Source organism: Luteipulveratus mongoliensis (assembly GCF_001190945.1).
In the GTDB taxonomy this organism is placed as follows: Bacteria; Actinomycetota; Actinomycetes; order Actinomycetales; family Dermatophilaceae; genus Luteipulveratus; species Luteipulveratus mongoliensis.
In genome coordinates this window covers 3,149,240-3,169,572 of record NZ_CP011112.1, presented here as the reverse complement: position 1 = coordinate 3,169,572, position 20,333 = coordinate 3,149,240, and the positions used below count along the sequence as shown (strand labels likewise).

General features: G+C 68.2%; 21 protein-coding genes. 6 read left to right on the top strand and 15 right to left on the bottom strand.

The window, feature by feature from the left end:
• Nucleotides 1-133: 133 nt before the first annotated feature.
• From ruvB to pdxT, 6 genes are all read right to left on the bottom strand, one after another.
• Entirely contained in the window at nt 134-1,252 is a 1,119-nt protein-coding gene (gene ruvB / locus VV02_RS15080; protein ID WP_052592738.1) for a Holliday junction branch migration DNA helicase RuvB, read from the bottom strand.
• Nucleotides 1,249-1,845 (bottom strand): Holliday junction branch migration protein RuvA, encoded by a 597-nt coding sequence (ruvA, locus tag VV02_RS15075; RefSeq protein WP_052592736.1) that lies wholly within the window; start codon nt 1,843-1,845, stop codon nt 1,249-1,251. Before ruvA ends, ruvB begins: the two co-directional genes overlap by 4 nt.
• Nucleotides 1,842-2,375 (bottom strand): crossover junction endodeoxyribonuclease RuvC, encoded by a 534-nt coding sequence (ruvC, locus tag VV02_RS15070; protein WP_052592734.1) that lies wholly within the window; start codon nt 2,373-2,375, stop codon nt 1,842-1,844. Before ruvC ends, ruvA begins: the two co-directional genes overlap by 4 nt.
• A gap of 107 nt (nt 2,376-2,482) precedes the next feature.
• Nucleotides 2,483-3,256 carry a YebC/PmpR family DNA-binding transcriptional regulator gene (locus VV02_RS15065; protein WP_052592732.1) on the bottom strand — a complete coding sequence of 258 codons (774 nt, stop codon included), beginning with the start codon at nt 3,254-3,256 and terminating at the stop codon, nt 2,483-2,485.
• Nucleotides 3,257-3,353: 97 nt separating this feature from the next.
• On the bottom strand, nt 3,354-4,940 hold the full coding sequence (locus VV02_RS15060) for an alkaline phosphatase D family protein (RefSeq protein WP_245633091.1): 1,587 nt from the start codon (nt 4,938-4,940) through the stop codon (nt 3,354-3,356).
• A gap of 66 nt (nt 4,941-5,006) precedes the next feature.
• Nucleotides 5,007-5,609 (bottom strand): pyridoxal 5'-phosphate synthase glutaminase subunit PdxT, encoded by a 603-nt coding sequence (gene pdxT, locus VV02_RS15055; RefSeq protein ID WP_052592727.1) that lies wholly within the window; start codon nt 5,607-5,609, stop codon nt 5,007-5,009.
• Between the two features lie 193 nt (nt 5,610-5,802).
• Between pdxT and VV02_RS15050 the strand changes: the two genes are divergently transcribed.
• Nucleotides 5,803-7,107, top strand: coding sequence for a DUF445 domain-containing protein (locus VV02_RS15050; protein WP_157063418.1), 1,305 nt, complete (start codon nt 5,803-5,805; stop codon nt 7,105-7,107).
• A gap of 1 nt (nt 7,108) precedes the next feature.
• Nucleotides 7,109-8,209, top strand: a complete 1,101-nt coding sequence (locus tag VV02_RS15045) for an Abi-alpha family protein (protein WP_218917417.1) — start codon at nt 7,109-7,111, stop codon at nt 8,207-8,209.
• A 6-nt stretch (nt 8,210-8,215) separates the two neighbouring features.
• Here VV02_RS15045 and VV02_RS15040 read toward each other — a convergent pair whose 3' ends face one another.
• Together VV02_RS15040 and VV02_RS15035 are read right to left on the bottom strand one after the other, a co-directional pair.
• Nucleotides 8,216-10,207 (bottom strand): vWA domain-containing protein, encoded by a 1,992-nt coding sequence (locus tag VV02_RS15040; protein WP_052592724.1) that lies wholly within the window; start codon nt 10,205-10,207, stop codon nt 8,216-8,218.
• A 13-nt stretch (nt 10,208-10,220) separates the two neighbouring features.
• Entirely contained in the window at nt 10,221-11,624 is a 1,404-nt protein-coding gene (locus VV02_RS15035) for a sigma 54-interacting transcriptional regulator (RefSeq protein WP_052592722.1), read from the bottom strand.
• A 136-nt stretch (nt 11,625-11,760) separates the two neighbouring features.
• Here VV02_RS15035 and VV02_RS15030 point away from each other — a divergent pair, with 136 nt between their 5' ends.
• From VV02_RS15030 to VV02_RS15020, 3 genes are all read left to right on the top strand, one after another.
• On the top strand, nt 11,761-12,555 hold the full coding sequence (locus tag VV02_RS15030) for a deoxyribonuclease IV (RefSeq protein WP_052592719.1): 795 nt from the start codon (nt 11,761-11,763) through the stop codon (nt 12,553-12,555).
• The gene (locus VV02_RS15025) at nt 12,552-13,070 is read left to right on the top strand and encodes a GNAT family N-acetyltransferase (RefSeq protein ID WP_052592717.1); all 519 of its coding nucleotides are present in this window, start codon (nt 12,552-12,554) and stop codon (nt 13,068-13,070) included. The genes VV02_RS15030 and VV02_RS15025 overlap by 4 nt, the downstream gene beginning before the upstream one ends.
• A 62-nt stretch (nt 13,071-13,132) precedes the next feature.
• Complete coding sequence (locus VV02_RS15020) at nt 13,133-14,386, top strand: MFS transporter (RefSeq protein WP_157063417.1); 1,254 nt, start codon at nt 13,133-13,135, stop codon at nt 14,384-14,386.
• Nucleotides 14,387-14,409: 23 nt separating this feature from the next.
• On the opposite strand, the gene pdxS is transcribed toward VV02_RS15020, so the two are convergent.
• From pdxS to VV02_RS14990, 6 genes are all read right to left on the bottom strand, one after another.
• Complete coding sequence (gene pdxS / locus VV02_RS15015; RefSeq protein ID WP_052592712.1) at nt 14,410-15,327, bottom strand: pyridoxal 5'-phosphate synthase lyase subunit PdxS; 918 nt, start codon at nt 15,325-15,327, stop codon at nt 14,410-14,412.
• A gap of 122 nt (nt 15,328-15,449) precedes the next feature.
• Nucleotides 15,450-16,031, bottom strand: a complete 582-nt coding sequence (locus VV02_RS15010) for a LemA family protein (protein ID WP_052592711.1) — start codon at nt 16,029-16,031, stop codon at nt 15,450-15,452.
• On the bottom strand, nt 16,031-17,188 hold the full coding sequence (locus tag VV02_RS15005; protein ID WP_052597057.1) for a glycosyltransferase family 4 protein: 1,158 nt from the start codon (nt 17,186-17,188) through the stop codon (nt 16,031-16,033). Before VV02_RS15005 ends, VV02_RS15010 begins: the two co-directional genes overlap by 1 nt.
• Nucleotides 17,188-18,105, bottom strand: a complete 918-nt coding sequence (locus VV02_RS15000; protein ID WP_052592708.1) for a phosphatidylinositol mannoside acyltransferase — start codon at nt 18,103-18,105, stop codon at nt 17,188-17,190. Before VV02_RS15000 ends, VV02_RS15005 begins: the two co-directional genes overlap by 1 nt.
• Nucleotides 18,105-18,722, bottom strand: a complete 618-nt coding sequence (gene pgsA, locus VV02_RS14995) for a phosphatidylinositol phosphate synthase (RefSeq protein WP_052592706.1) — start codon at nt 18,720-18,722, stop codon at nt 18,105-18,107. The genes VV02_RS15000 and pgsA overlap by 1 nt, the downstream gene beginning before the upstream one ends.
• A gap of 82 nt (nt 18,723-18,804) precedes the next feature.
• Entirely contained in the window at nt 18,805-19,383 is a 579-nt protein-coding gene (locus tag VV02_RS14990) for an HIT family protein (protein ID WP_052592704.1), read from the bottom strand.
• A gap of 52 nt (nt 19,384-19,435) precedes the next feature.
• Here VV02_RS14990 and VV02_RS14985 point away from each other — a divergent pair, with 52 nt between their 5' ends.
• Nucleotides 19,436-19,873, top strand: a complete 438-nt coding sequence (locus VV02_RS14985) for a nitroreductase family deazaflavin-dependent oxidoreductase (RefSeq protein WP_052592702.1) — start codon at nt 19,436-19,438, stop codon at nt 19,871-19,873.
• On the opposite strand, the gene VV02_RS26685 is transcribed toward VV02_RS14985, so the two are convergent.
• Nucleotides 19,870-20,331: a GNAT family N-acetyltransferase gene (locus VV02_RS26685; RefSeq protein ID WP_169787697.1), complete on the bottom strand. Its 462-nt coding sequence runs from the start codon at nt 20,329-20,331 to the stop codon at nt 19,870-19,872. The genes VV02_RS14985 and VV02_RS26685 overlap by 4 nt on opposite strands.
• Nucleotides 20,332-20,333: the final 2 nt, after the last annotated feature.

Below are 20,333 nucleotides of genomic sequence, written 5' to 3'. Positions count from 1 at the left end.
GGTTGGTCGGGCACGACCGGCGTACGCGGGCATCCACGAACGTGGATGCCGGGCCAACGGCAGAGTGTAGGTGAGCCACACCACGTACCCAACTCAGGGTGCGCGTGCGGCGCGCCTCATCGCGCGAGGTGCCTCATGGCGTGAACCGGCCTTCACCCTCCTCGAACGGCAAGGGTTGCGCAGAGGTTCCGCCTCCGGCGGGCGGAGTGAGCCCGAGGTGCGTCCAGGCGAGCGGCGCGGCCACGCGGCCCCGCGGCGTACGGAGCATGTAGCCCTCGCGCACGAGGTAGGGCTCCGCGACGGTCTCGACGGTGTCCGCCTCCTCCCCCACGGCCACCGCCAGGGTGGACAGCCCGACCGGACCACCGCCGAATCGGCGGCACAACGCCTCGAGTACCCCGCGGTCGAGACGGTCCAGGCCGCGGTCGTCCACATCGAACAGCGACAGCGCGGACATCGCAGCCGGATGATCGACCACGCCCTTGCCGTGGACCTGGGCGAAGTCGCGGACGCGGCGCAGCAGCCGGTTGGCGATGCGCGGCGTGCCTCGGGAGCGCCCGGCGATCTCGCTGATGCCCTGCGGCGTGGCCTCGACGCCGAGCAGCGTGGCGTTGCGGGTGAGGATCGTGGTCAGGTCGTCGGCCGTGTAGTAGTCGAGATGTCCGGTGAACCCGAAGCGGTCACGCAGCGGTGCCGGCAGCAGCCCAGCTCGAGTGGTGGCGCCGACCACCGTGAAGGGCGGCAGCTCCAAGGGGATCGCAGTGGCGCCCGGCCCTTTGCCCACGATGACGTCGACCCGGAAGTCCTCCATTGCGAGGTAGAGCATCTCCTCGGCCGGGCGTGCCATCCGGTGGATCTCGTCCAGGAACAAGACCTCGCCCTCGGCCAGCGAGGACAGCACCGCAGCCAGGTCGCCGGCATGCTGGATCGCCGGGCCGCTGGTGATGCGGATCGGCTGCTCGAGCTCGGTGGCGACGATCATCGCGAGCGTCGTCTTGCCCAGCCCGGGAGGTCCCGACAGGAGCACGTGGTCCGGAGGCGTGCCTCGTCGCTTCGCCGCCTCGAGCACCAGACCGAGCTGGTCTCGCACCCGCGGCTGGCCCGGGAAGTCGATCAGCCGACGTGGGCGCAGAGCCGACTCGATGCGGCGCTCCTCGTCGTCCCCGCCCGGATCGACGACCCTCGCCGTCGCGTCGTACGACGTGTCGTCGTGCTCGGAGTACGCCGGCTCGTCGTCCGCTCGGTCGGTCATCGGCCGAGTTCCCGCAGAGCGAGGCGCAGCAGGCTCGCGACGTCGCGCGACTCGGGCTCGGCGGCCAGCACCTTCTCGACCGCGTCGTCAGCCTGCTTGGCCGACCAGCCGAGCCCGACGAGCGCCTCGGCAACCTGGCCACGCGCGGGTGATCCCGGCACAGCGGGTACGGCGGCCGCGGACCCACCCGCAACCGCGCCGACCTTGTCCCGCAGCTCCAGGACGATGCGCTCCGCGCCCTTCTTGCCGATGCCCGGGATCTTGGTCAGCGCGACGATGTCTCCGCCGGAGATGGCGATGCGCAGCGTCTCGGGCGGGTGCACCGCCAGCATCGCCAGCGCAAGCCGTGGACCGACACCGCTGACGGTCTGCACCTGCTCGAACAGATCCCGCTCGGCGACGTCCGCGAACCCGAACAAGGTGAGGGAGTCCTCGCGGACGACGAGCGAGGTCGACAGCTGCGCGTCCTGCCCGTGACGCAGTGACGCGGCGGTCGCTGGTGTCGTGTGGACGAGCATCCCGACTCCCCCCACTTCGAGCACGACGTGGTCGAGCCCGACCGAGGCGACGGCTCCGCGCAGACTCGCGATCATCGACGCGCTCCAGCGCGTGCCTTCTGCTGGGCCACCGCCTGGGCGATGCGGTCCTGCGCTCCCCCACGCCAGACGTGACAGATCGCCAACGCCAGCGCGTCGGCCGCGTCCGCAGGCCGGGGTGCAACCTCGAGCCGCAGGATGCGCGTGACCATGCTGGTGACCTGGGCCTTGTCCGCGCGCCCGTTGCCGGTGACGGCGGCCTTGATCTCGGACGGTGTGTGCATCGCCAGCGGCAGCCCGCGACGGGCAGCGGCAAGCATCGGCACGGCGGAGGCCTGAGCAGTGCCCATGATCCCCTTGATGTTGGCCTTGGCGAACACCCGCTCGACCGCCACGGCGTCGGGCTGGTGGGCGTCCACCCACTGCTCGAGCTCGGTCTGCAGCGCGAACAGGCGCTGAGCCGGTTCGTCATCCACCGGCGTACGGATGACGCCCACGGCGATCAGCCGCAACGGCTGGCCGATCCCGCCTTCGACGACACCGACGCCGCATCGGGTCAGACCAGGATCGACACCCAGGACACGCACCGGGACTCCTCACACCAGGATGACCGAACAGATGTTCGGCTCGTGTCAGACGCTATCGCGCCGACCCGCACGATCCGTGCAGGACAGCCGCGCGTGTCAGGGCCTGGCTAGTCCTCGGCGTCCAGCTCGGCCAGCACGTCGTCGGAGACGTCGCCGTTGGCGTAGACGTTCTGGACGTCGTCGCTGTCCTCGAGCGCCTCGATGATGCGGAACATCTTCTTGGCGCCGTCCTTGTCGAGGGGCACCTCGACGCTCGGCAACCAGGAAGCCTCAGCCGAGTCGTAGTCGATGCCGGCACCTTGCAGAGACTCGCGTACGGTCACGAAGTCCCCTGCCTCGGACACGATCTCGAACGATTCGCCCAGATCGTTGACGTCCTCGGCGCCCGCGTCGAGGACGACCTCGAGCAGGGAGTCCTCGGTGGCGTCCTCGGAGTCGTTCTGTGCCTTGGGCACGATCACGACGCCCTTGCGACCGAAGAGGTAGGCGACCGAGCCGCTCTCGGCCATCGACCCGCCGTTCTTCTGCAGGGCGGTGCGGACCTCGGCCACGGCGCGGTTCTTGTTGTCCGTGAGGCACTCGATGAGCAGCGCGACACCACCGGGCGCGTAGCCCTCGTAGGTCAGCGCGAGGTACTCGGCCCCGCCGGCCTCAGCGCCTGATCCACGCTTGACCGCGCGGTCGATGTTGTCGTTGGGGACGGAAGACTTCTTGGCCTTCTGAATCGCATCGAACAGCGTCGGGTTGCCGACCGCGTCACCGCCACCCTGTCGTGCGGCGACCTCGATGTTCTTGATCAGCTTGGCGAAGAGCTTGCCCCGCTTGGCGTCGATCGCAGCCTTCTTGTGCTTTGTCGTCGCCCATTTGGAGTGACCGCTCATATGTGCCTCTTCACCTGTCCTTGGTCCATCGCGTGCGGTACCCGCGACCCTGCGGGCACCGCACGATCCTAGCGATGGTGTGCCATGGACCTCGCGGTCAGTGGCGGACGACGTCCGCGACCCCTGGCCGACCGGCCTCGATGTAGATCTCGCCGCGGGTGCTGATGACCCCGCCGGGCGTCGTCACCTTGTCGACCACGCGGTAGTCCGTACGCCACTCCGTGGGCGTCAGCACGCAGCGCTGGTAGCCGCGCTGCGAGTTCGCGAACTTCAGGTGCGGGTTCTCGGCGAGCCAGGTCGTACCGGTCCCGTCCATGTCCTTGCCGTCACCGCCCGAGGTGATGGACGTGCCGAGCAGCTCGACGCCGACGGTGGGCGATGCCTGGTCACGGAAGTCCAGCTTGAGGTCGGCGACAGCGCTGCGGTGGGCGTCGCCGGTGACGACGACGGTGTTCTGCACGCCGTGCTGATGGAGGCTGTCGTACCAGCGCTGGCGTGCGTTCGCGTAGCCCATCCAGTTGTCCATCCCGTAGCTCTCGCCCGCGCCGCTCTTGCCGTCGGCGTCGAACGTCACGACCTGGTTGCCCACGACCTTCCAGGTCGACCGCGACGCCGAGAGTCCGCTGAGCAGCCAGCGCTCTTGCTGCGCACCGAGCATGGTGCGGCCGGGCTGGTATCGCTCGGTGCAGGGCTGGGCGCAGCCCTCGATCTGGTCGTCGCGGTACTGCCGGGTGTCCAGCACGTTGAAGTCGGCGAGCCGGCCGTAGCGCAGCCGGCGGTACAGCTGCATGTCTGCACCCTTGGGGATGGACCGGCGCCGGACGGGTTGGTGCTCGTAGTACGCCTGGTACGCCGCCGCGCGCCGCTTCAGGAAGATCGCCGGGTCCTGGTCGGGCTCCTTGTCGAGCTCGGAGATCGCGCCTGCGTAGTTGTTCTCGACCTCGTGGTCGTCCGGCGTGACGATCCACGGCGCGGCGGCGTGCGCAGCCTGCAGGTCTGGGTCGTTCTTGTACTGGGAGTAGCGCAGGCGGTAGCCCGGCAGGTCGAACATCTCGGCCCCGGAGGTGTGCGACCGTCCGGGAATCGTGCTCACGCCCGGACCTTCATAGACGTAGTCACCGAGATGCATGACCAGGTCGAGGTCGTCCTGTGCCATGTGGCGATATGCCGTGAAGTAGCCCGCGGGCAGGTTCGAGCAGCTGGTGAACGCGAAACGCAGCTCGTTCAGTCGAGCGTTGTACGCCGGCGCGGTCCGGGTGCGGCCGGCCGGGCTGATGCTGTGGCCGGCGCGGAACCGGTACCAGTACACGCGATCCGGCCGCAGGCCGTGGACCTCGGCGTGGACCGAGTGTGCGAGCGATGGACGTGCGATCTCAGAACCACGGCGGGCGATGCTGTGGGCGCCGAACGAGGGGTCGGTCGCGATCTCCCACTGCACGACGACCGGGCGGTCGGACATGCCGCCGCGGCCGTCGAGAGCCAAGGGCTGCGGCGCGAGTCGGGTCCAGAGGACGACACCGTCGGGCTCAGGGTCGCCGCTCGCGACACCGAGAGTGAAGGGGTTGTCCGAGCCGACCAGAGCCCGGGCAGGGCTCGAGGTGGTGGTGAGCGTCGTGGCTGCGGCCAGTCCGGTGGCACCGGTGAGACCAAGCAGCTGGCGACGACTGAGCTGTGGGAGAGACACGGGGCGCTCCTTGGGCATGAAGGACGGGGTGGTCCCAGTCATCCGTTGCGGAACGTCCGTGGCGCGTCAGGTGCGCAAAGTCTGAGTGACGAAGTAGCGATGGATTCGGTGGTCGCCCGTCACCTCGGGGTGGAAGGACGTCGCGAGCAGCGCACCCTGCTGTACGGCGACGACACGTCCTGCTGCCGGTCCGTCGGGCACGGTGGCCAGCACCCGGACATCCGGCCCGATCGCCTCGACCCACGGTGCGCGGATGAAGACCGCGTGCACCGGGCCGCCCTCGATACCAGTCATCTCCAGGTCGGTCTCGAACGAGTCGACCTGGCGACCGAACGCGTTGCGCCGCACCGTGACATCGAGACCACCCAGGGTCTGCTGATCAGGCCGGCCGTCCTTCACCTGGTCGGCGAGCAGGATCATGCCCGCGCAGGATCCGTAGACCGGCAGACCGTCAGCGATCCGCTCCCGGAGCGGCTGCTGGAGGTCGAAGGTGCGCAGCAGCTTGTCGATGGTCGTCGACTCTCCGCCTGGCAGCACCAACCCGTCGAGCTGGGAGATCTCCTCCGGCCGGCGTACGCCGATCGCGCGGGCTCCCGCTTCCTCGAGCGCACGAACGTGCTCGCGTACGTCTCCTTGCACCGCAAGGACCCCGACCAGCGGCGAAATCATGGGGCGAGGCTAATGGCAGGCGCGTCGAGGAGAGCGAGTCGGTCCGACGCGTGACTTTACAAAAGTGCCCATTTTGTGAAATAGATCACGCCGATCTCTGTTCTGAGCACCCGTGTCGGTCTAGGGTCCCGAAGCAGGAGCCGACGTACACGAGGCAAGGAAGCCTTGTGCCTACGCGACTGGAGGGCAACGAGTGGAACCTGCATCGGTCATCCCGTTGGTCCATGCGGAGGGCCTGGTCATGCACCTGTCGGTGCCCCTCTTCACCGGGATCATCGGCTGGATCACCAACTGGACCGGCGTGCTCATGCTCTTCTACCCGATCCAGTTCAAGGGCATCCGCATCCCGGGTATGAAGACAGCTGCGCAGTTCCTGCCGCGCAAGGTGCTGGAGGTCCCGGTCGGGCTCACCAAAGGCAAGTTCGGCTGGCAAGGGATCATCCCGTCGAGGGCCGCGAAGATGGGCAGCATCGCCGTCGACAAGGGCTTGACCAAGCTCGGCACGACGACCGAGTTCTACGAACAGCTCGATCCGGACGCGATCGCCGACCACATCCTGCGGACCTCCAAGCCCGAGATCGATCGCATCGTCGACCGCATCATGCGGACCTACTACCCGACCCTCTGGGCCAACGTGCCGCCGAGCATGCGGGCGATGATCAAGGCCCGCATCGAGCAGCGGCTGCCCAAGCTGATCTACGACCTCACCCAGGAGATCGGGCTCAACATCGATCAGCTCCTGGACGTGAAGCTGATGGTGATCGGCTACATGGAGGAGGACCCGCGGCTGGCCAACATCATCTTCCAGGAGATGGGCAAGCGCGACCTCCGGCTGATCGTCCACTTCGGCTTCGTCTTCGGGTTCATCCTCGGTATCCCGCTGATGTTCCTCGTCGCCGCGTTCCCGATCTGGTGGCTGCTGCCCGTCTGCGGCGCGGTCATCGGCTACGTCACCAACTGGCTCGCCATCGCCGTCATCTTCCAACCGGTCAAACCACGTGGCATCGGCCCGTTCAAGTTCCAGGGGTTGTTCATCCGGCGCCAGGACCAGGTGGCCGACGTCTGGGCCCGCATCATCTCCGAGCGCATCGTGACGCTGACCAACATCGGCTACGAGCTGTTCAACGGGCCTCGTGGCGACCGAACCCACAAGATGATCGAGAACCTCATGCGACCCGTGGTCGACTCGGCTGTCGGAGTGGCGAAGGTCCCGGTCCGCGCCGCGATCGGTCGCGAGGCGTACGACACGATGTCCCGCTTCGCTGTCGCCGAGGCCACCGACCTCGCGAGCACCTCATTGCTGGACGAAGAGTTCAACGACCGGCAGAGCGGCAAGATTCGTGAGCTCGTCGCGGAGAAGACTCGGGCGATGAGCTCGCACGACTTCGCCGAGATGCTGCGCTCGGCGATCAAAGAGGACGAATGGTTGTTGATCCTGCACGGCGCGGTGCTCGGAATCGTCGCCGGCCTGGCCCACCTCATCATCTTCGGAGTGTGAGATGACTACTGACTACACCGTCCCCACCACTTCCGTGGATGACTACGCGCCCGCTCCAGAGGTCCTTGGTCAGAACGGGTCACACGGCAACGGGTCCACCGCGGTCCCTTATACGAACGGTGCCTCACCGGCAGCAGCCGTCGAGCGAGCGACGCCTCCACCTGTGCAGCAGACGACTGACGCGTCTCCAGGCGTCGTCGAGCAGTGGGATGAGCCGCACGGGATCCTGGACCGCCAAGTCATCCCGGGTATCCCGACGGGTGCACTGCTGCGGGCCGTCCCCGATGTCGCCAAGGTCGCCGGCCTCATGATCCTGCGCACCAACCAGTGGACCCTGACCGCTTCCCTGCACCTGGGCAACGTCGTGGTTCGTGGTGCCGTCTCGGGGCAGTCGGCACAAGCGGTCTTCCACCAGATCGGGAGCGAGGCCAAGGAGTCCGTACGCGAGATCCTCGGCGTGGCCGACGAGCCGGACCCGATGCCGAAGGAGTTCCGCAACCGGATCGTCGGAAGCGGCCCGGCGCATCAGTACAACGGCATCACGTTGCCCGACCGGCTCAACGCGCTGCTGGACGCCTCGGCCGACCTGACGTACAAGGACGGCGGCCACCCGGCGTACGTCCGGCTGCTGTCCGAGCTGGCTCCCGACGAGGCCCGCATCCTGCGTCTGTTCGCGCGCAGCGGCCCGCAGCCCTCCGTGGACGTGCGCACCAAGAAGCCGTTCGGTGTCGGCAGCGTGCTGATCGCGCCGGGCATCACGATGATCGGCCGCTACGCAGGATGCCTGAACATCGAGCGTGTGCCGGCCTACCTGAACAACATGTTCCGTCTCGGCCTGGTCTGGTTCTCCCAGGAGCCGCTTCCTGAGCAGAGCGTGTATGACGTGCTCGAGGCTCAGGAAGAGGTCGAGGAGGCCATGAAGGAGGCGGGCAAGGGGGTCACCGTCCGGCGCAGCATCGAGCTGACCGCGTTTGGGCGCAACCTGTGCGCGATGACCGGTCTGCTGCCGCCCGTCGACAGCAACGCACGCGCATCGCTGGGAGAGACCGGGCGACAGGTGCCTCCACCCGACGCGCGCGACAAGTCAGGTTCCCCCACCTGAGCGGACTCACCCGGCGAGGTGTGGGCCGCCATACAGCCGCGAGGCGAAGGACCGCGAGCTGAGGTATCCGTCGACGACGGCTGCACCCAGTCCGTCGAGCTCGGGTGCCACGATGCGGCCGCCGCAGCGCTTGGCCAGCTGGTCGAGAAAGCGCGCCAGACCGGGGTCCTCGCCGAGCCGGAAGATCGTCGTGGTGGCACCGAGACGGGTGGACGCGTCCAGCTCGCGAACGCTGTAAGCGATCGTCAGCGGATGCGGTGGATAGGAGAAGAACACCTCTCCGTCCGGCTCGAGGTGAGAGGTGGGCTCGCCGTCCGTCACGATCAGCAGCACCGGTTGAGCGTTGGGGTGCCGACGGAAGTGGCGGTTGGCGAGCAGCAGCGCGTGATGGAGGTTGGTGCCCTTGTCCCACTCGGCGTCCAGCGCCGTCAGCTCCTCGATCTGCATCGTCTGGGCGTGCCGCCCGAAGCCGATGAGCTGCAAGTCGTCACCGCGGAAGCGGGTGCTGACCAGGTGGTGCAGGGCGAGGGCGGTGCGCTTCATCGGGACCCAGCGACCGTCCATCGCCATCGAGAAGGACGTGTCGACCAGCAGCGCCACGGCCGCTTGGGTACGCGCCTCGGTCTCGCGGATCTCGACGTCGTCCAGGTGCAGCAGCGGCCCGTCCGGGTCGCTGGCTCTGCGTACGGCGGCATTGGTCAAGGAGCGGGTCACGTCCCACGGCTCGGTGTCACCGAACTCCCACGGACGCGTGGCGCCGCTGGCCTCCCCCGCCGCACCCGACCGGCGTAGGTCGCGCTGGCCGCTCCGACCGGACAACCGCTGCGCAACATCCTGCATGAGCGACTTGCCGATCTGTCGCATCGCCTGAGGTGAGAGCTGGAGCTGTCCTTGGGCGTCGCGATGCAGGTATCCGCGTTGTCGCAGGGCGCGTTCGAGCTCGGTCAACGTCTGGGCGTCAACGGCCGCCTCGTCGCCGAGCTGCTTGGCGAGAGCATCGAGGTCGACGTCCTCCATGCGGGCTCCGGCGTACTGCTGGGACAGCTGCTCGCTGAGCGCGTCGAGCTCGGCGAGGTCCTGGAGCGCGCCGGTCCCGTCACCCAGCCCCAGACCCTGCTCCCCCTCCATCGGCGCCGAACCTGACCAGTCCTCGCCGGGTCGCAGTCCGCGCAGGTTGTTGTCCAGCTGCGACAGCTGCTCCATCAAGCGTGGTGAGCCAAAAGCGTTCTGTGCCAGTGAATCCAGCTCGTCACGCTGCTCCTGGGTGAGCGAGTTGCGCATGCGCTGCGCAGCGGCGGCGCGTTGAGCCAGTGCGTCCAGCAGCTCCTCGACCGTCTCGGGATGCTCCGGGAAGAACTCCCCGTGCTTCTCCATGAGCTGCTGGAACTGCTCGTCCGTGTTGTCCCCGCGCGCATGCGCCGCCAGGAGGTGGTTGAGGTCATCGAGCATCTGGCTGATGCGTTCGCGGTCCTCATCAGTGGCGTTCTCGAGCGCCTGCTTCATGCCCGCGAATCGCTGGTCCAACGCCTCGCGACCCAGGAGGTCCTTGATCCGCTCGAAGTCGGCTCGCGCCTCGCTGCTGCGCCACTGATAGTCGCCCAGCTCGTTGACCGCGGCAGCCGGCGAGGCCGGCAGCTGCTCGAGCCGCATCTCGGAGAACCTGGCGTCGTCGTCGAGATCGCGGGCGAGCTGCTTGCGCTCGTTGAGGACCGCGCGGTCGAGCAGCTCCTTGATCTCCTGGAAGGTGCCGTCGAGGTTGTGGCGCTGCAGGATCTCGCGACGGCGTTGGGCGACCTGCCGCGCAAGGTCGTCCAGCCCGCGCTGCGAGCGTCCACCACGGCGAAGGAACTCCTGGAGTGCGTGCTCGGGCGAGTAGCCGGCCATAACGTCCTCGCCGATGGCGTCGAGCGCCTCTCCGAGATCGACGGGCGGCGCCAACGGGTCGGGACCGTCGACGTACCGGCCATAACGTGACCGCTGAAAGTCTTTACGTGGCAACGCAGCTCATCCCTCAGCCGTACGTCGTGGTGCCGGTCTCGTCGGAGTCCTTGCTGACCTTGCGAGCCAGGTAGAGGCCCTCCAGAGCGAACTCGATCGCGCTGGCACGCTCGCCCTGGGTCGAGGCACCCAGACGCTCGGCAACGCTGTCGTAGAGGTCGGACTCGCCGAGCACAGGGAGCGACTCGATCAGCTCGGCCGCCGTGACGTGATCACCGGTCGTCACCTGGGCGCCGCCCTCGAGGGCACTGACGAGGAGCGCGAGGTCGATGCCTCGCAGCCGCTGCCGCACGGTATCGGCGGTGGCGGTCCGCAGGAGGAGCTCCAGCACCTCCTGGCCCCGATCCTCATGGCCGGACTCGAGCTCGATCTTGCCGCCCAGCACATCGACCGCCGTCTCGAGGTCGACCACTCGCGCGACTGGCTCATCCTCGCCACGAACGGTGGCGCGGTGCAGCGCTGCCGCCGCAATCGTCTCGGCCCCGGCAATCGCGAATCGTGCTGATACGCCTGAACGTTGGTCGACGTAGGTCGACTCGCGCAACGCTCGGGTGAACCGTGCCAAGACCTCGACCAGGAAGTCCGGCACGGTCGCGACCAGCTGTGCCTCCTGCTGGATGACCGCGATCTCGTCCTCGACCTCGAGCGGGTAGTGGGTACGGATCTCGGCGCCGAAGCGGTCCTTGAGCGGGGTGATGATGCGCCCGCGGTTGGTGTAGTCCTCCGGGTTTGCGCTGGCCACGACGAGCACATCGAGCGGCAGTCGCAGCACGTAGCCACGCACCTGGATGTCCCGCTCCTCCATCACGTTGAGCATCGCGACCTGGATGCGTTCGGCCAGGTCGGGCAGCTCGTTGATGGCCACGATCCCCCGGTGCGACCGAGGGATGAGCCCGAAGTGGATCGTCTCCGGGTCGCCCAGGTGGCGGCCCTCGGCGACCTTCATCGGGTCGACATCGCCGACGAGGTCTGCGACCGAGGTGTCGGGCGTGGCGAGCTTTTCGGTGTAACGCTCGTCGCGGTGCCGCCACGACACCGGCAGGTCGTCGCCGAGCTCGGCAACCCGACGTACGGACGCGGGTGTGATCGGCTCGTAGGGGTGCTCGCCCAGCTCAGAGCCGTCGATGACGGGCGTCCACTCATCGAGCAGGCCGGCAAGAGTGCGCAGGACACGGGTCTTTCCCTGGCCCCGCTCACCGAGCAGCACGATGTCGTGCCCGGCCAGGAGCGCCCGCTCCAGCTGCGGGATCACCGTTGCGCCGAAGCCCTGAATGCCTGGCCACGGATCTCGCCCCTGGGCCAGAGCGGCGATGAGGTTGCCTCGAATCTCGGCCTTCAGGCTGCGCTGCTCGTGGCCACTCGCGCGTAGCTCGCCGACGGTTTTGATGGCAGGTGATTCAGTCCGGCTTTCCGTCACTCCATCACGCTACGCCTGCACCCGGGGGTTGCGCCTGTGATCCAGGTCACGAACCGGAGGCAGCCTCCACCGCGGGTTCCGTGACGGTCGGCGAGACCGGCGTACGGATGTCGGCGCCGCTTCGTAGCCTGGTGCCATGACGATCTCCATCGGCGCGCACGTCGAGCAGGCAGACCCCGTGGCTGAGGCACTCGCTCGGGAGACCACGCTGGTCCAGTTCTTCCTGGGCGACCCGCAGGGTTACAAGGGTCCCGAAATCCGGTTCTCCGGCGGCGCGGACGGCCTGCGTGCTGCAGCCCAGGAGGCGGGCGTCGATCTGTACGTCCACGCTCCCTACATCGTCAACGTCGCCACCACCAACAACCGGATCCGTATCCCGAGCCGCAAGCTGCTCCAGCAGCACATGGACGCGGCCGCCGAGATCGGTGCCAAGGGCCTGATCGTGCACGGTGGGCACGTCAACAAGGACGACGACCCCGCTAAGGGGTTCGACAACTGGCGCAAGGCGATCGAGGCGACCGATCTCAAGATCCCGCTTCTGATCGAGAACACCGCCGGCGGTGACAACGCGATGGCGCGTCACCTCGATCGCATCGACGGCGTCTGGCAGGCGATCCAGTCGGCCGATGGCGTCGAGAACGTCGGCTTCTGCCTCGACACCTGTCACGCCTGGGCCGGAGGCATCAAGCTGACCGAGGCCGTCGAGCGTGTGCACGGCATCACCGGACGGATCGACTTGGTGCACGCCAACGACAGTCGCGACTCGTTCGACTCCGGCGCCGACCGGCACGCCAACTTCGGCTCAGGCCAGCTCGACCCGGACGACTTCGCCTCGGTCGTCCGCGACGCCGGTGCGCCGGTCATCTGTGAGACACCGGGCGGAGCCGAGGAGCACCTGGCCGACTTCGCGTGGATGCGCGAACGCCTGTGAGCACGACTGCCACGATCCGGCCGCGACGGCCGGACGACATTCCTGCGTTGGTCGAGGTGCTCGCCGCGCAGCAGCCCACCTCGCACTACCCGCTGCGCTGGCCCCTGCCCTTTCCGCCCGAGGAGTTCGTTGTCCGCAAGGACGAGGAGCGGGCCTGGGTCGCGGAGCTCGATGGCTCCGTGATCGGTCACGTCGCGGTCAGCGCGGTCGACGATGACGAGCTCGGGCAGATCTGGTCGGCGGGAGCGGGGCGTCCGATTCGCGAGCTGGCTTGTATGTCAGTGCTGTTCGTCGATGACCGCGCCAAAGGGACCGGCGCCGGCGGCGCGCTCATCCGCACCTCGGTCGACTGGATCAGGGGCAGCGGCCGTACGCCGGTGCTCGATGTCGTCCAGCGCCACTCGACGGCCGCTTCGGTCTACCTGCACCTGGGTTGGCGCCAGGTGGGCACCGCGCGACCGGAGTGGCTGCCGGATCACGAGCCACCGATCCTGCTGATGGTGCTGCCCGACTGAGCTGACCGGGCAGCGCTTTAACCAGTTGCCCTGACGTGGACGGCACCTGTCAGGATCCGTCAGTGCGCGAACGACTGGGCATCCCCCACATAGCCCGACATCGGACCTTCGTCACGGCCGTCGCCGTTGACGCGGTCGGCAGTGGCGTCTTCATGCCGGTCTCGGTCCTGTACTTCCTTGCAACCACCTCGCTGACCCTCCCCCAGGTAGGAGCCGCGCTCTCGATCGCGGCTCTTGTGAGCCTGCCGTTCGTGCTCTTCGTGGGTCAGGTGGTCGACCGGGTCGGCGCCAAGCGAGTGCTCATCGTCGCCAACGCCGTGCAGGCGATCGGCTTCGTCGGCTACACCCAGGCCTCATCGTTCGCCGAGGTCGTCCTACTCACCAGCCTCGTGGGGCTCGGCCAATCGGCATTCTGGGCGTCGTACTCCCCGCTCGTCGCAGCGCTGTCCGAGCCCGGCGAGCGCGAGCTGTGGTTCGGGTTCCTAGGCGCCCTGCGCAACGTCGGCTTTGCGCTAGGCGGCCTGGCAGCGGGTCTCGTCGTCACGATCGACACGACCACGGCGTACCGCGCGGTCGTCCTGGCGAACGCCGCGTCGTACGTCGTCGCCGTCGTCCTCTACCTGCTGGTGCGCGACACGGCGCAGCAGCGCCCGCCCGAAGAGGACCGAGCGCACTGGGCAGTTGCGTTGCGGGACAAGCCTTTTCGGATCCTTGTGCTCGGCAATCTGGTTTACGCCCTCTGCTCCATGGCGCTCAACATCGCGATGCCTGTGTACGCCTCGGAGATCCTGGAGCTGCCCGGCTGGGTCACGGGCGCGATCTTCACCGTCAACACGGTGCTCGTCGGGTTCGGCCAGGGTCTGGTGGTGCGGCGGATGACTGGCCACGCCCGCTACCGCATCGCGCTGCTGGCGAATGTCGTCTTCGCAGCAGGGTTCGTTCTGCTGGCCGGTGTCAGCGCCCTTTCGACCTCGCTCGCCGCCGTGGCCATTCTGGTCGCCGTCGCCGTCTACACCCTCGGCGAGCTGCTCGGCGGACCCGTCCTCACGACGATCGCCGTCGACAGCAGGCCGGCCCACCTGCGCGGCCGCTACATGGCGCTCTATCAGCTCTCGTGGCTCGTCTGCGGCATCATCGCGCCGTCGGCCTTCACCTGGCTGCTGGCCCATGGCGAGATGACCGTGTGGTTCGCCCTCATCGGGGTCGCAGCGGTCGGCGCGCTGATCTGTATGCGGATGCCGTCTGTCCTGCCGGTCGCGGCGGCGCGGGTGACGAACCGCGCCGATGACGCAGCCGACGCGAGCACGGTCGCCTGACCCAGAGGGTCAGGCGACCAGCATCACCAGCCGCGCTCGGCCAGGCGGTGCGGCTCGGGGATCTCCTCGACGTTGATGCCGACCATCGCCTCTCCCAGGCCGCGTGACACCTTGGCGATCACGTCGGGGTCGTCGTAGAACGTCGTGGCCTTGACGATGGCCTGGGCACGCTCGGCCGGGTTGCCGCTCTTGAAGATGCCGGAGCCGACGAAGACGCCCTCGGCACCGAGCCGCATCATCATCGCCGCGTCGGCGGGCGTCGCGATGCCGCCGGCGGTGAAGAGCACGACAGGCAGCTTGCCGGCCAGCGCGACATCCTTGACCAGCTCGTACGGCGCCTGCAGCTCCTTGGCGGCCACGTAGAGCTCGTCCTCCGGCAGGTTCTGCAGGCGGCGCAGCTCCTGGCGGATCTGGCGCATGTGGGTCGTCGCGTTGGACACGTCGCCGGTGCCGGCCTCGCCCTTGGAACGGATCATCGCCGCACCCTCGGTGATCCGGCGCAGCGCCTCGCCCAGGTTGGTCGCACCACAGACGAAGGGAACCGTGAACTCCCACTTGTCGATGTGGTTGGCGTAGTCCGCGGGCGTCAGCACCTCGGACTCGTCGATGTAGTCGACACCCAAGCTCTGCAGCACCTGCGCCTCGACAAAGTGGCCGATCCGGGCCTTGGCCATCACGGGGATCGAGACCGCCTCGATGATGCTGTCGATCATGTCCGGGTCGCTCATCCGCGACACCCCGCCCTGGGCGCGGATGTCGGCCGGGACGCGCTCCAGCGCCATGACGGCGACGGCGCCGGCGTCCTCGGCGATCTTGGCCTGCTCGGCGGTGACGACGTCCATGATCACGCCGCCCTTGAGCATCTCCGCCATGCCGCGCTTGACCCGCGCGGTACCGGTGGCGGGCGTGGTGACGGACTCCTGGGACAAGTTCTCAGACATGACATCTCACTCTCGTACGCTGGGGACCTCCTCAGCGTACGACGACCGTCCGGCAGGAAAGAGCCAGGATTCGTCCTCTGGCACTAAGGGGCCACGGCCGATTGTGTCCAGTCCGCGAGGCCTCAGACCTGGCGGATCTCGGGCACGAAGTCGTTGAACTCCACTGACTCGGGCATCGCCGTGTGCCCGGCGAGGCGGAACCAGCGGACGAAACGCTTGGCGCGCACGCGGCGTACGTCGCGCACGGCGTCGTTGTAGAACCGCCGCGACAGCTGCACCCGCTGACCCGCGCGGTAGACGATCTCCAGGCCCTCCTGTCCGAAGGCGTGGCGGTCACGCAGGTCGACGATGGTCTCGGGCGTGAGGATCTGCTCAAGGGCTTCAGACAGAGCGCTCTCCACCTCGCCTCGCTCCGGACTGATGCCATGAACTCGGACCTCTGACGTCACCGCCTCCTCGTCGGCCAGCTCGAGTGAGGACGTCGCGGCGCCGCCGAGAACGAGAGCGCTCGTCGGGTCGAGCGCATCACTGCGGACCAGCTCCAGGCTCGCCTCGGCCCGGCGGACGAGCTGGGCGTCAAGGGCAGACATCGTGCCCTCGACCCGGCCGTGCAGGCGGTCCAGCCGTGCCGCGGTGTAGGTGAGCCGCCAGGCCGCCATCGAGACGAGTGCGACGACGAGGGCGACCCAGCCGATGATCTCCATCAGCGAGTGCCTCCTCGGCGCCAGCGGGAGCTGATGTGCGGTGGCGCCCAGGCCTCGATCGCCGTTTCGTAGACCATCAGGATGTCCTGGGTGACCACGGACCAGTCGAAGGTGTGGGCGCGCTGCCCACCGAGCCGGGCGAGTGTCGTACGTCGCTCAGGGTCATCGAGCAGGCGTACGACCTCGGTCGCCAGGTCGGCAGGGTCCTCGTTGCGGAAGGTCTGGCCGACATGACCTCCGTCGAGGACCCGCACGAACGCGCCGAGATCACTCGCGAGCACGGGCGCTCCGGCGCTCATGGCCTCGATGAGGATGATCCCGAAGCTCTCGCCGCCGGTGTTGGGGGCGATGTAGATGTCGGCGGACGCGAAGAGCCGCGCCTTGTCCTCGTCGCTGATGGCGCCGAGCATCTCGCAGGCGGCGACCACCTCGGGCGGTTGACCGGACAGCACCTGTCGCTCGTCGCCCGGGCCTGCGATGAGGACCCGCAGGCCGGGCTTGGCCTTCAGCATCGCGGGGACCGCGCGCAGCAGCACGGGCAGACCCTTGCGCGCCTCCTGCATGCGGCCGAGGAAGCAGATGGTCGGGCGGTCCGCGGTGCCCTGCCACTCCGGGCGCGGCTGCGCGCCGGCGAACCGGTCGACGAAGACCCCGTTGGGGATGATCACCGCATCGCCACCCAGGTGGGTGGTCACAGTGCGTCGCGCGTCCTCGGACACGGCGATGCGAGCGGTGAGCTTTTCGAGGCTGGGCTGCAAGAAGGAGCCGAGCGAGATCATCAGGCGTGAGCGCATGTTGGAGGTGTGGAAGGTCGCGACGACCGGACCCTCAACGGCGAACAGCGCGAGCATCGAGACGCTCGTGGTGATGGGTTCGTGGACGTGCACCACGTCGAACTGGCCACGTTCGATCCAGCGGCTCACCCGGGCGGCAGTCACCGGGCCGAAGGTCAGCCGGGACACGGACCCGTTGTAGGGCACGGGCACTGCCTTGCCTGCTGCGACGACGTAGGGCGGAAGAGGCGTGTCGTCGTCGGCGGGCGCGAGCACGCTGACCTCATGGCCGAGATCGATGAGGTGCTCGGCGAGGTCCTTCACGTGCAGGTTGACACCCCCGGGCACGTCGAAGGAGTACGGGCTGACGATGCCGATCCGCATCATGGCCCTTGATCGAGGTCGTCGGTGAAGACTCGCTGCATCATGTGCCAGTCCTCGGTGTGCTCACGGATGGTGGTGCTCAACCCGTCGACGCACTGCTGGGTCATCTGCTTGATCTTCTCGGGGTTGGAGCCGGTCTCGGGCGGCATGATCCGGTCGCTGAACGTGGCGACCACGTCATAGATCGGGCTCCCCGGCCGCTTCTCGTAGTGCACGCCCAGTGCATAGAGCGCGGCGCCGGTGGTCAGCGCCAGTGCCGCCGGGCCGGCCGCGACCTTGGCCTCGTGGCCACAGAGCTTGACGGTCACGCCGCGATGAGTGAGGTCGCGATCGGCCAGCAGCGGGATGAACGCGCCGTCCTTGGCAGCCCGGATCAGCTCGCGGAACACATCACCTCCGCCCGTCAGCGGCAGGATGCGCATCCCGAGTCCCTCACGGAACTCCAGGAACTCATCGAACAGCTCTTCAGGTTTGAGCCGCTCGGCGACCGTGGTGACCGGCGCGAAGTAGGTCGTGGCCCAGGCGCCGCACACGTCCCAGTTGCCGAGGTGCCCGAGGAACAGCGCGAGCGACCCGCCGTCGGCCATGATCTGGCGCGCATCGGCATCGCCCACCAGTCGGACTCTGGGCTTGAGCTGGTCCTGCGAGAGCGTGCTCAGCCGGAAGGCGTCACACCAGTAGCGCAGGTAGGAGCGCATCCCCGCCCGCACGAGGTCCTCGAGATCGTTCTCGCTGAGCTCGGGTCGCACCTTGGCGTAGTTGCTGCGCATGCGGTTGACGTTCTTGCCGCCGCGCATGTAGATGCCGTCGGCGATCGCGTCGAAGGTGCGGTACGCCGCCCGCTCGGGCATCCGGCGTACGATCGCCCACCCTGTCCGATAGCCCGCGAGCGTCAGGTTGCCTGTGACGTCGAGCATTACTCGGCGGCCGCGGTCAGCGCCTGTCGGCGGACGGTCAGGATGCGCTGGAACACCGTGATCAGGCTGGCCACGGCGAGCAGTGCCAGCACGACCGTCAGAACGACCTCCGGGAGGCCGAGGCCGACCAGGCCCGTGGTCACGAGCACCGCGACCAGTCGGTCGGCGCGCTCGGCGATACCGACGTTGGCCGTCATGCCGAGGCCCTCGGCCCGCGCCTTGGAGTAGCTCACGACGCTGCCGAGGATGAGGCAGGCCAGGGCCAGCGCGGCCAGCAGGTTGTCCTCGCCCTTGCCGGCGTAGTAGAGCACCAGGCCGCCGAAGATCGCGCTGTCGCCGACCCGGTCGAGGGTCGAGTCGAGATAGGCGCCCCAGTTGCTCGACCGGTTCATCATGCGCGCCATCACGCCGTCGATGGTGTCGGAGAAGACGAAGGCGGTGATGACGACCGTGCCCCAGAAGAACTCACCGCGCGGATAGAACGCGAGAGCCCCGAGGCTGACGCCAAGGGTGCCGACCAGCGTGACGACGTCGGGGCTGATGCCGAGCCGGACGAAGAAGGTGGCGATCGGGGTGAACAGTCGTGTGAAGAGCGCCCTGGCGAATCGGTTCAGCATGGTGCGGCCAGCGTACTGGTGCGGCTGGTCGACCAGTCCCGAGACCGGCGCAACACCGTACGACGGCTATCGCGGGCCGGTCTCACGCGGTGCCGGGCCAGTGCGCGACCAGCTGCTGGCGAGTGTCCTCCAGCAGCGCCGGCAACGCCTTGGTCTGACCGACGATGGGCAGGAAGTTGGCGTCGCCGCCCCACCGCGGGACCACGTGCTGGTGGAGGTGGGCGGCCACCCCGGCACCCGCGACGTCCCCCTGGTTGATCCCGAGGTTGAAGCCCATCGGCGCAGACGCCGCCTCGAGAGCGCGGATCGCGGCCTTGGTGAGGGCGGTGAACTCGGCCGTCTCCTCGTCGGTGAGGTCGACGTACAGCGGCACGTGTCGGTAAGGACAGATGAGGAGGTGGCCGGGGTTGTACGGGAAGAGGTTCATCACGACGTAGCAGCTGGATCCGCGGTGCACGATGAGGCCGTCGGCATCGTCGCGAGAGGGCGCCGCGCAGAAGGGGCATCCGTCGCCGGACTCGCGGGTCGGTCGCTCCCCCTGGATGTAGGCCAGCCGGTGCGGGGTCCACAACCGCTGGAAGCCGTCCTCGACCCGGGCGAACGCCTCTGGTGACTCCGGCTGGGTGGTCGCGGACTGCGTACGGCCGCGCTCATCACCCATGCAGGCGATCCTAGATGTCTGCCTCGGGCGGACCGGTGGCAGAGTAGGCGCCATGCCACTTGACGGAGAGTACGCCGAGGAAAAGACCGGCTGGGTTGCCGACCAGCTCGCGAAGATCGACGAGACCGGGACCACCGAGTCCGTGGGCATCAACGGCATGAAGGTCGCCGTCTTCACGATGCGCGGAGCGAAGTCCGGCAAGCTGCGCCGCGTCCCGCTGATGCGTGTCGAGAAGGACGGCGTCTACGCCGTGGTCGCGTCCAAGGGCGGTGCGCCCGAGAACCCCGCTTGGTACCACAACATCACGGCCAACCCCGAGGTGGAGGTCCTGGACGGGAGCGCCAGCCACGACGGCGTCGCGCGTGAGCTCGACGGTGCGGAGCGAGATGAGTGGTGGGCACTCGCGGTCGAGACCTTTCCGCCCTACGCGGAGTACCAGACCAAGACATCGCGACAGATCCCACTGCTGCTGGTCGAGCCGAAGAACTAGTCCTCGCGCCGCAGCTCCATCAGGCTGTCCTTGGGGGCCGTGAACCCGACCCGCTCGTACAACGTGCGCGCCTCGTCGACGGCATTGAGCTGTAGTCGCTTGACGTCGTGCTCGGTGCACCAGGTGAGCACCTCGCGAAGCATCCGCTCCGCGAGGCCGCGGCCCCGGTGCTCCGGCACGACGTAGACCAGGCTGACGTGCATCCAGGACGAGACCGGCCGGCGCAGACCGGGCAGCTTCTGGACCACGGCGGTCGACACCAGGCCGACGGGTGCGCCGTCCGGTTGAGTCGCCAGCCACGTCGGCCGTCGATCGCGGACCGCGAGCCAGGCGTCGGCGTACTCGTCCAGGAATCCCGCACGCCCCGGCGTGCCGTCCTCACGATCGGCGCGCAGCACCAGCGCTGCCAGCACGAGGGCGTCATCGGCTTGGGCCAAGGCGATCCGCGGAGTGCTCACGT

Bases quoted from the DNA above. Each gene is read 5' to 3' on its own strand.
- VV02_RS15045 (WP_218917417.1), top strand. From the start codon at position 7,109: ATGACTACTGACTACACCGTCCCCACCACTTCCGTGGATGACTACGCG.
- pdxT (WP_052592727.1), bottom strand. From the start codon at position 5,609: ATGATTTCGCCGCTGGTCGGGGTCCTTGCGGTGCAAGGAGACGTACGC.
- pdxS (WP_052592712.1), bottom strand. From the start codon at position 15,327: ATGTCTGAGAACTTGTCCCAGGAGTCCGTCACCACGCCCGCCACCGGT.
- ruvA (WP_052592736.1), bottom strand. From the start codon at position 1,845: ATGATCGCGAGTCTGCGCGGAGCCGTCGCCTCGGTCGGGCTCGACCAC.
- pgsA (WP_052592706.1), bottom strand. From the start codon at position 18,722: ATGCTGAACCGATTCGCCAGGGCGCTCTTCACACGACTGTTCACCCCG.
- ruvB (WP_052592738.1), bottom strand. From the start codon at position 1,252: ATGACCGACCGAGCGGACGACGAGCCGGCGTACTCCGAGCACGACGAC.
- VV02_RS15000 (WP_052592708.1), bottom strand. From the start codon at position 18,105: ATGCTCGACGTCACAGGCAACCTGACGCTCGCGGGCTATCGGACAGGG.
- VV02_RS15030 (WP_052592719.1), top strand. From the start codon at position 11,761: ATGACGATCTCCATCGGCGCGCACGTCGAGCAGGCAGACCCCGTGGCT.
- VV02_RS15065 (WP_052592732.1), bottom strand. From the start codon at position 3,256: ATGAGCGGTCACTCCAAATGGGCGACGACAAAGCACAAGAAGGCTGCG.
- VV02_RS14985 (WP_052592702.1), top strand. From the start codon at position 19,436: ATGCCACTTGACGGAGAGTACGCCGAGGAAAAGACCGGCTGGGTTGCC.
- VV02_RS15005 (WP_052597057.1), bottom strand. From the start codon at position 17,188: ATGCGGATCGGCATCGTCAGCCCGTACTCCTTCGACGTGCCCGGGGGT.
- VV02_RS14990 (WP_052592704.1), bottom strand. From the start codon at position 19,383: ATGGGTGATGAGCGCGGCCGTACGCAGTCCGCGACCACCCAGCCGGAG.
- VV02_RS15010 (WP_052592711.1), bottom strand. From the start codon at position 16,031: ATGGAGATCATCGGCTGGGTCGCCCTCGTCGTCGCACTCGTCTCGATG.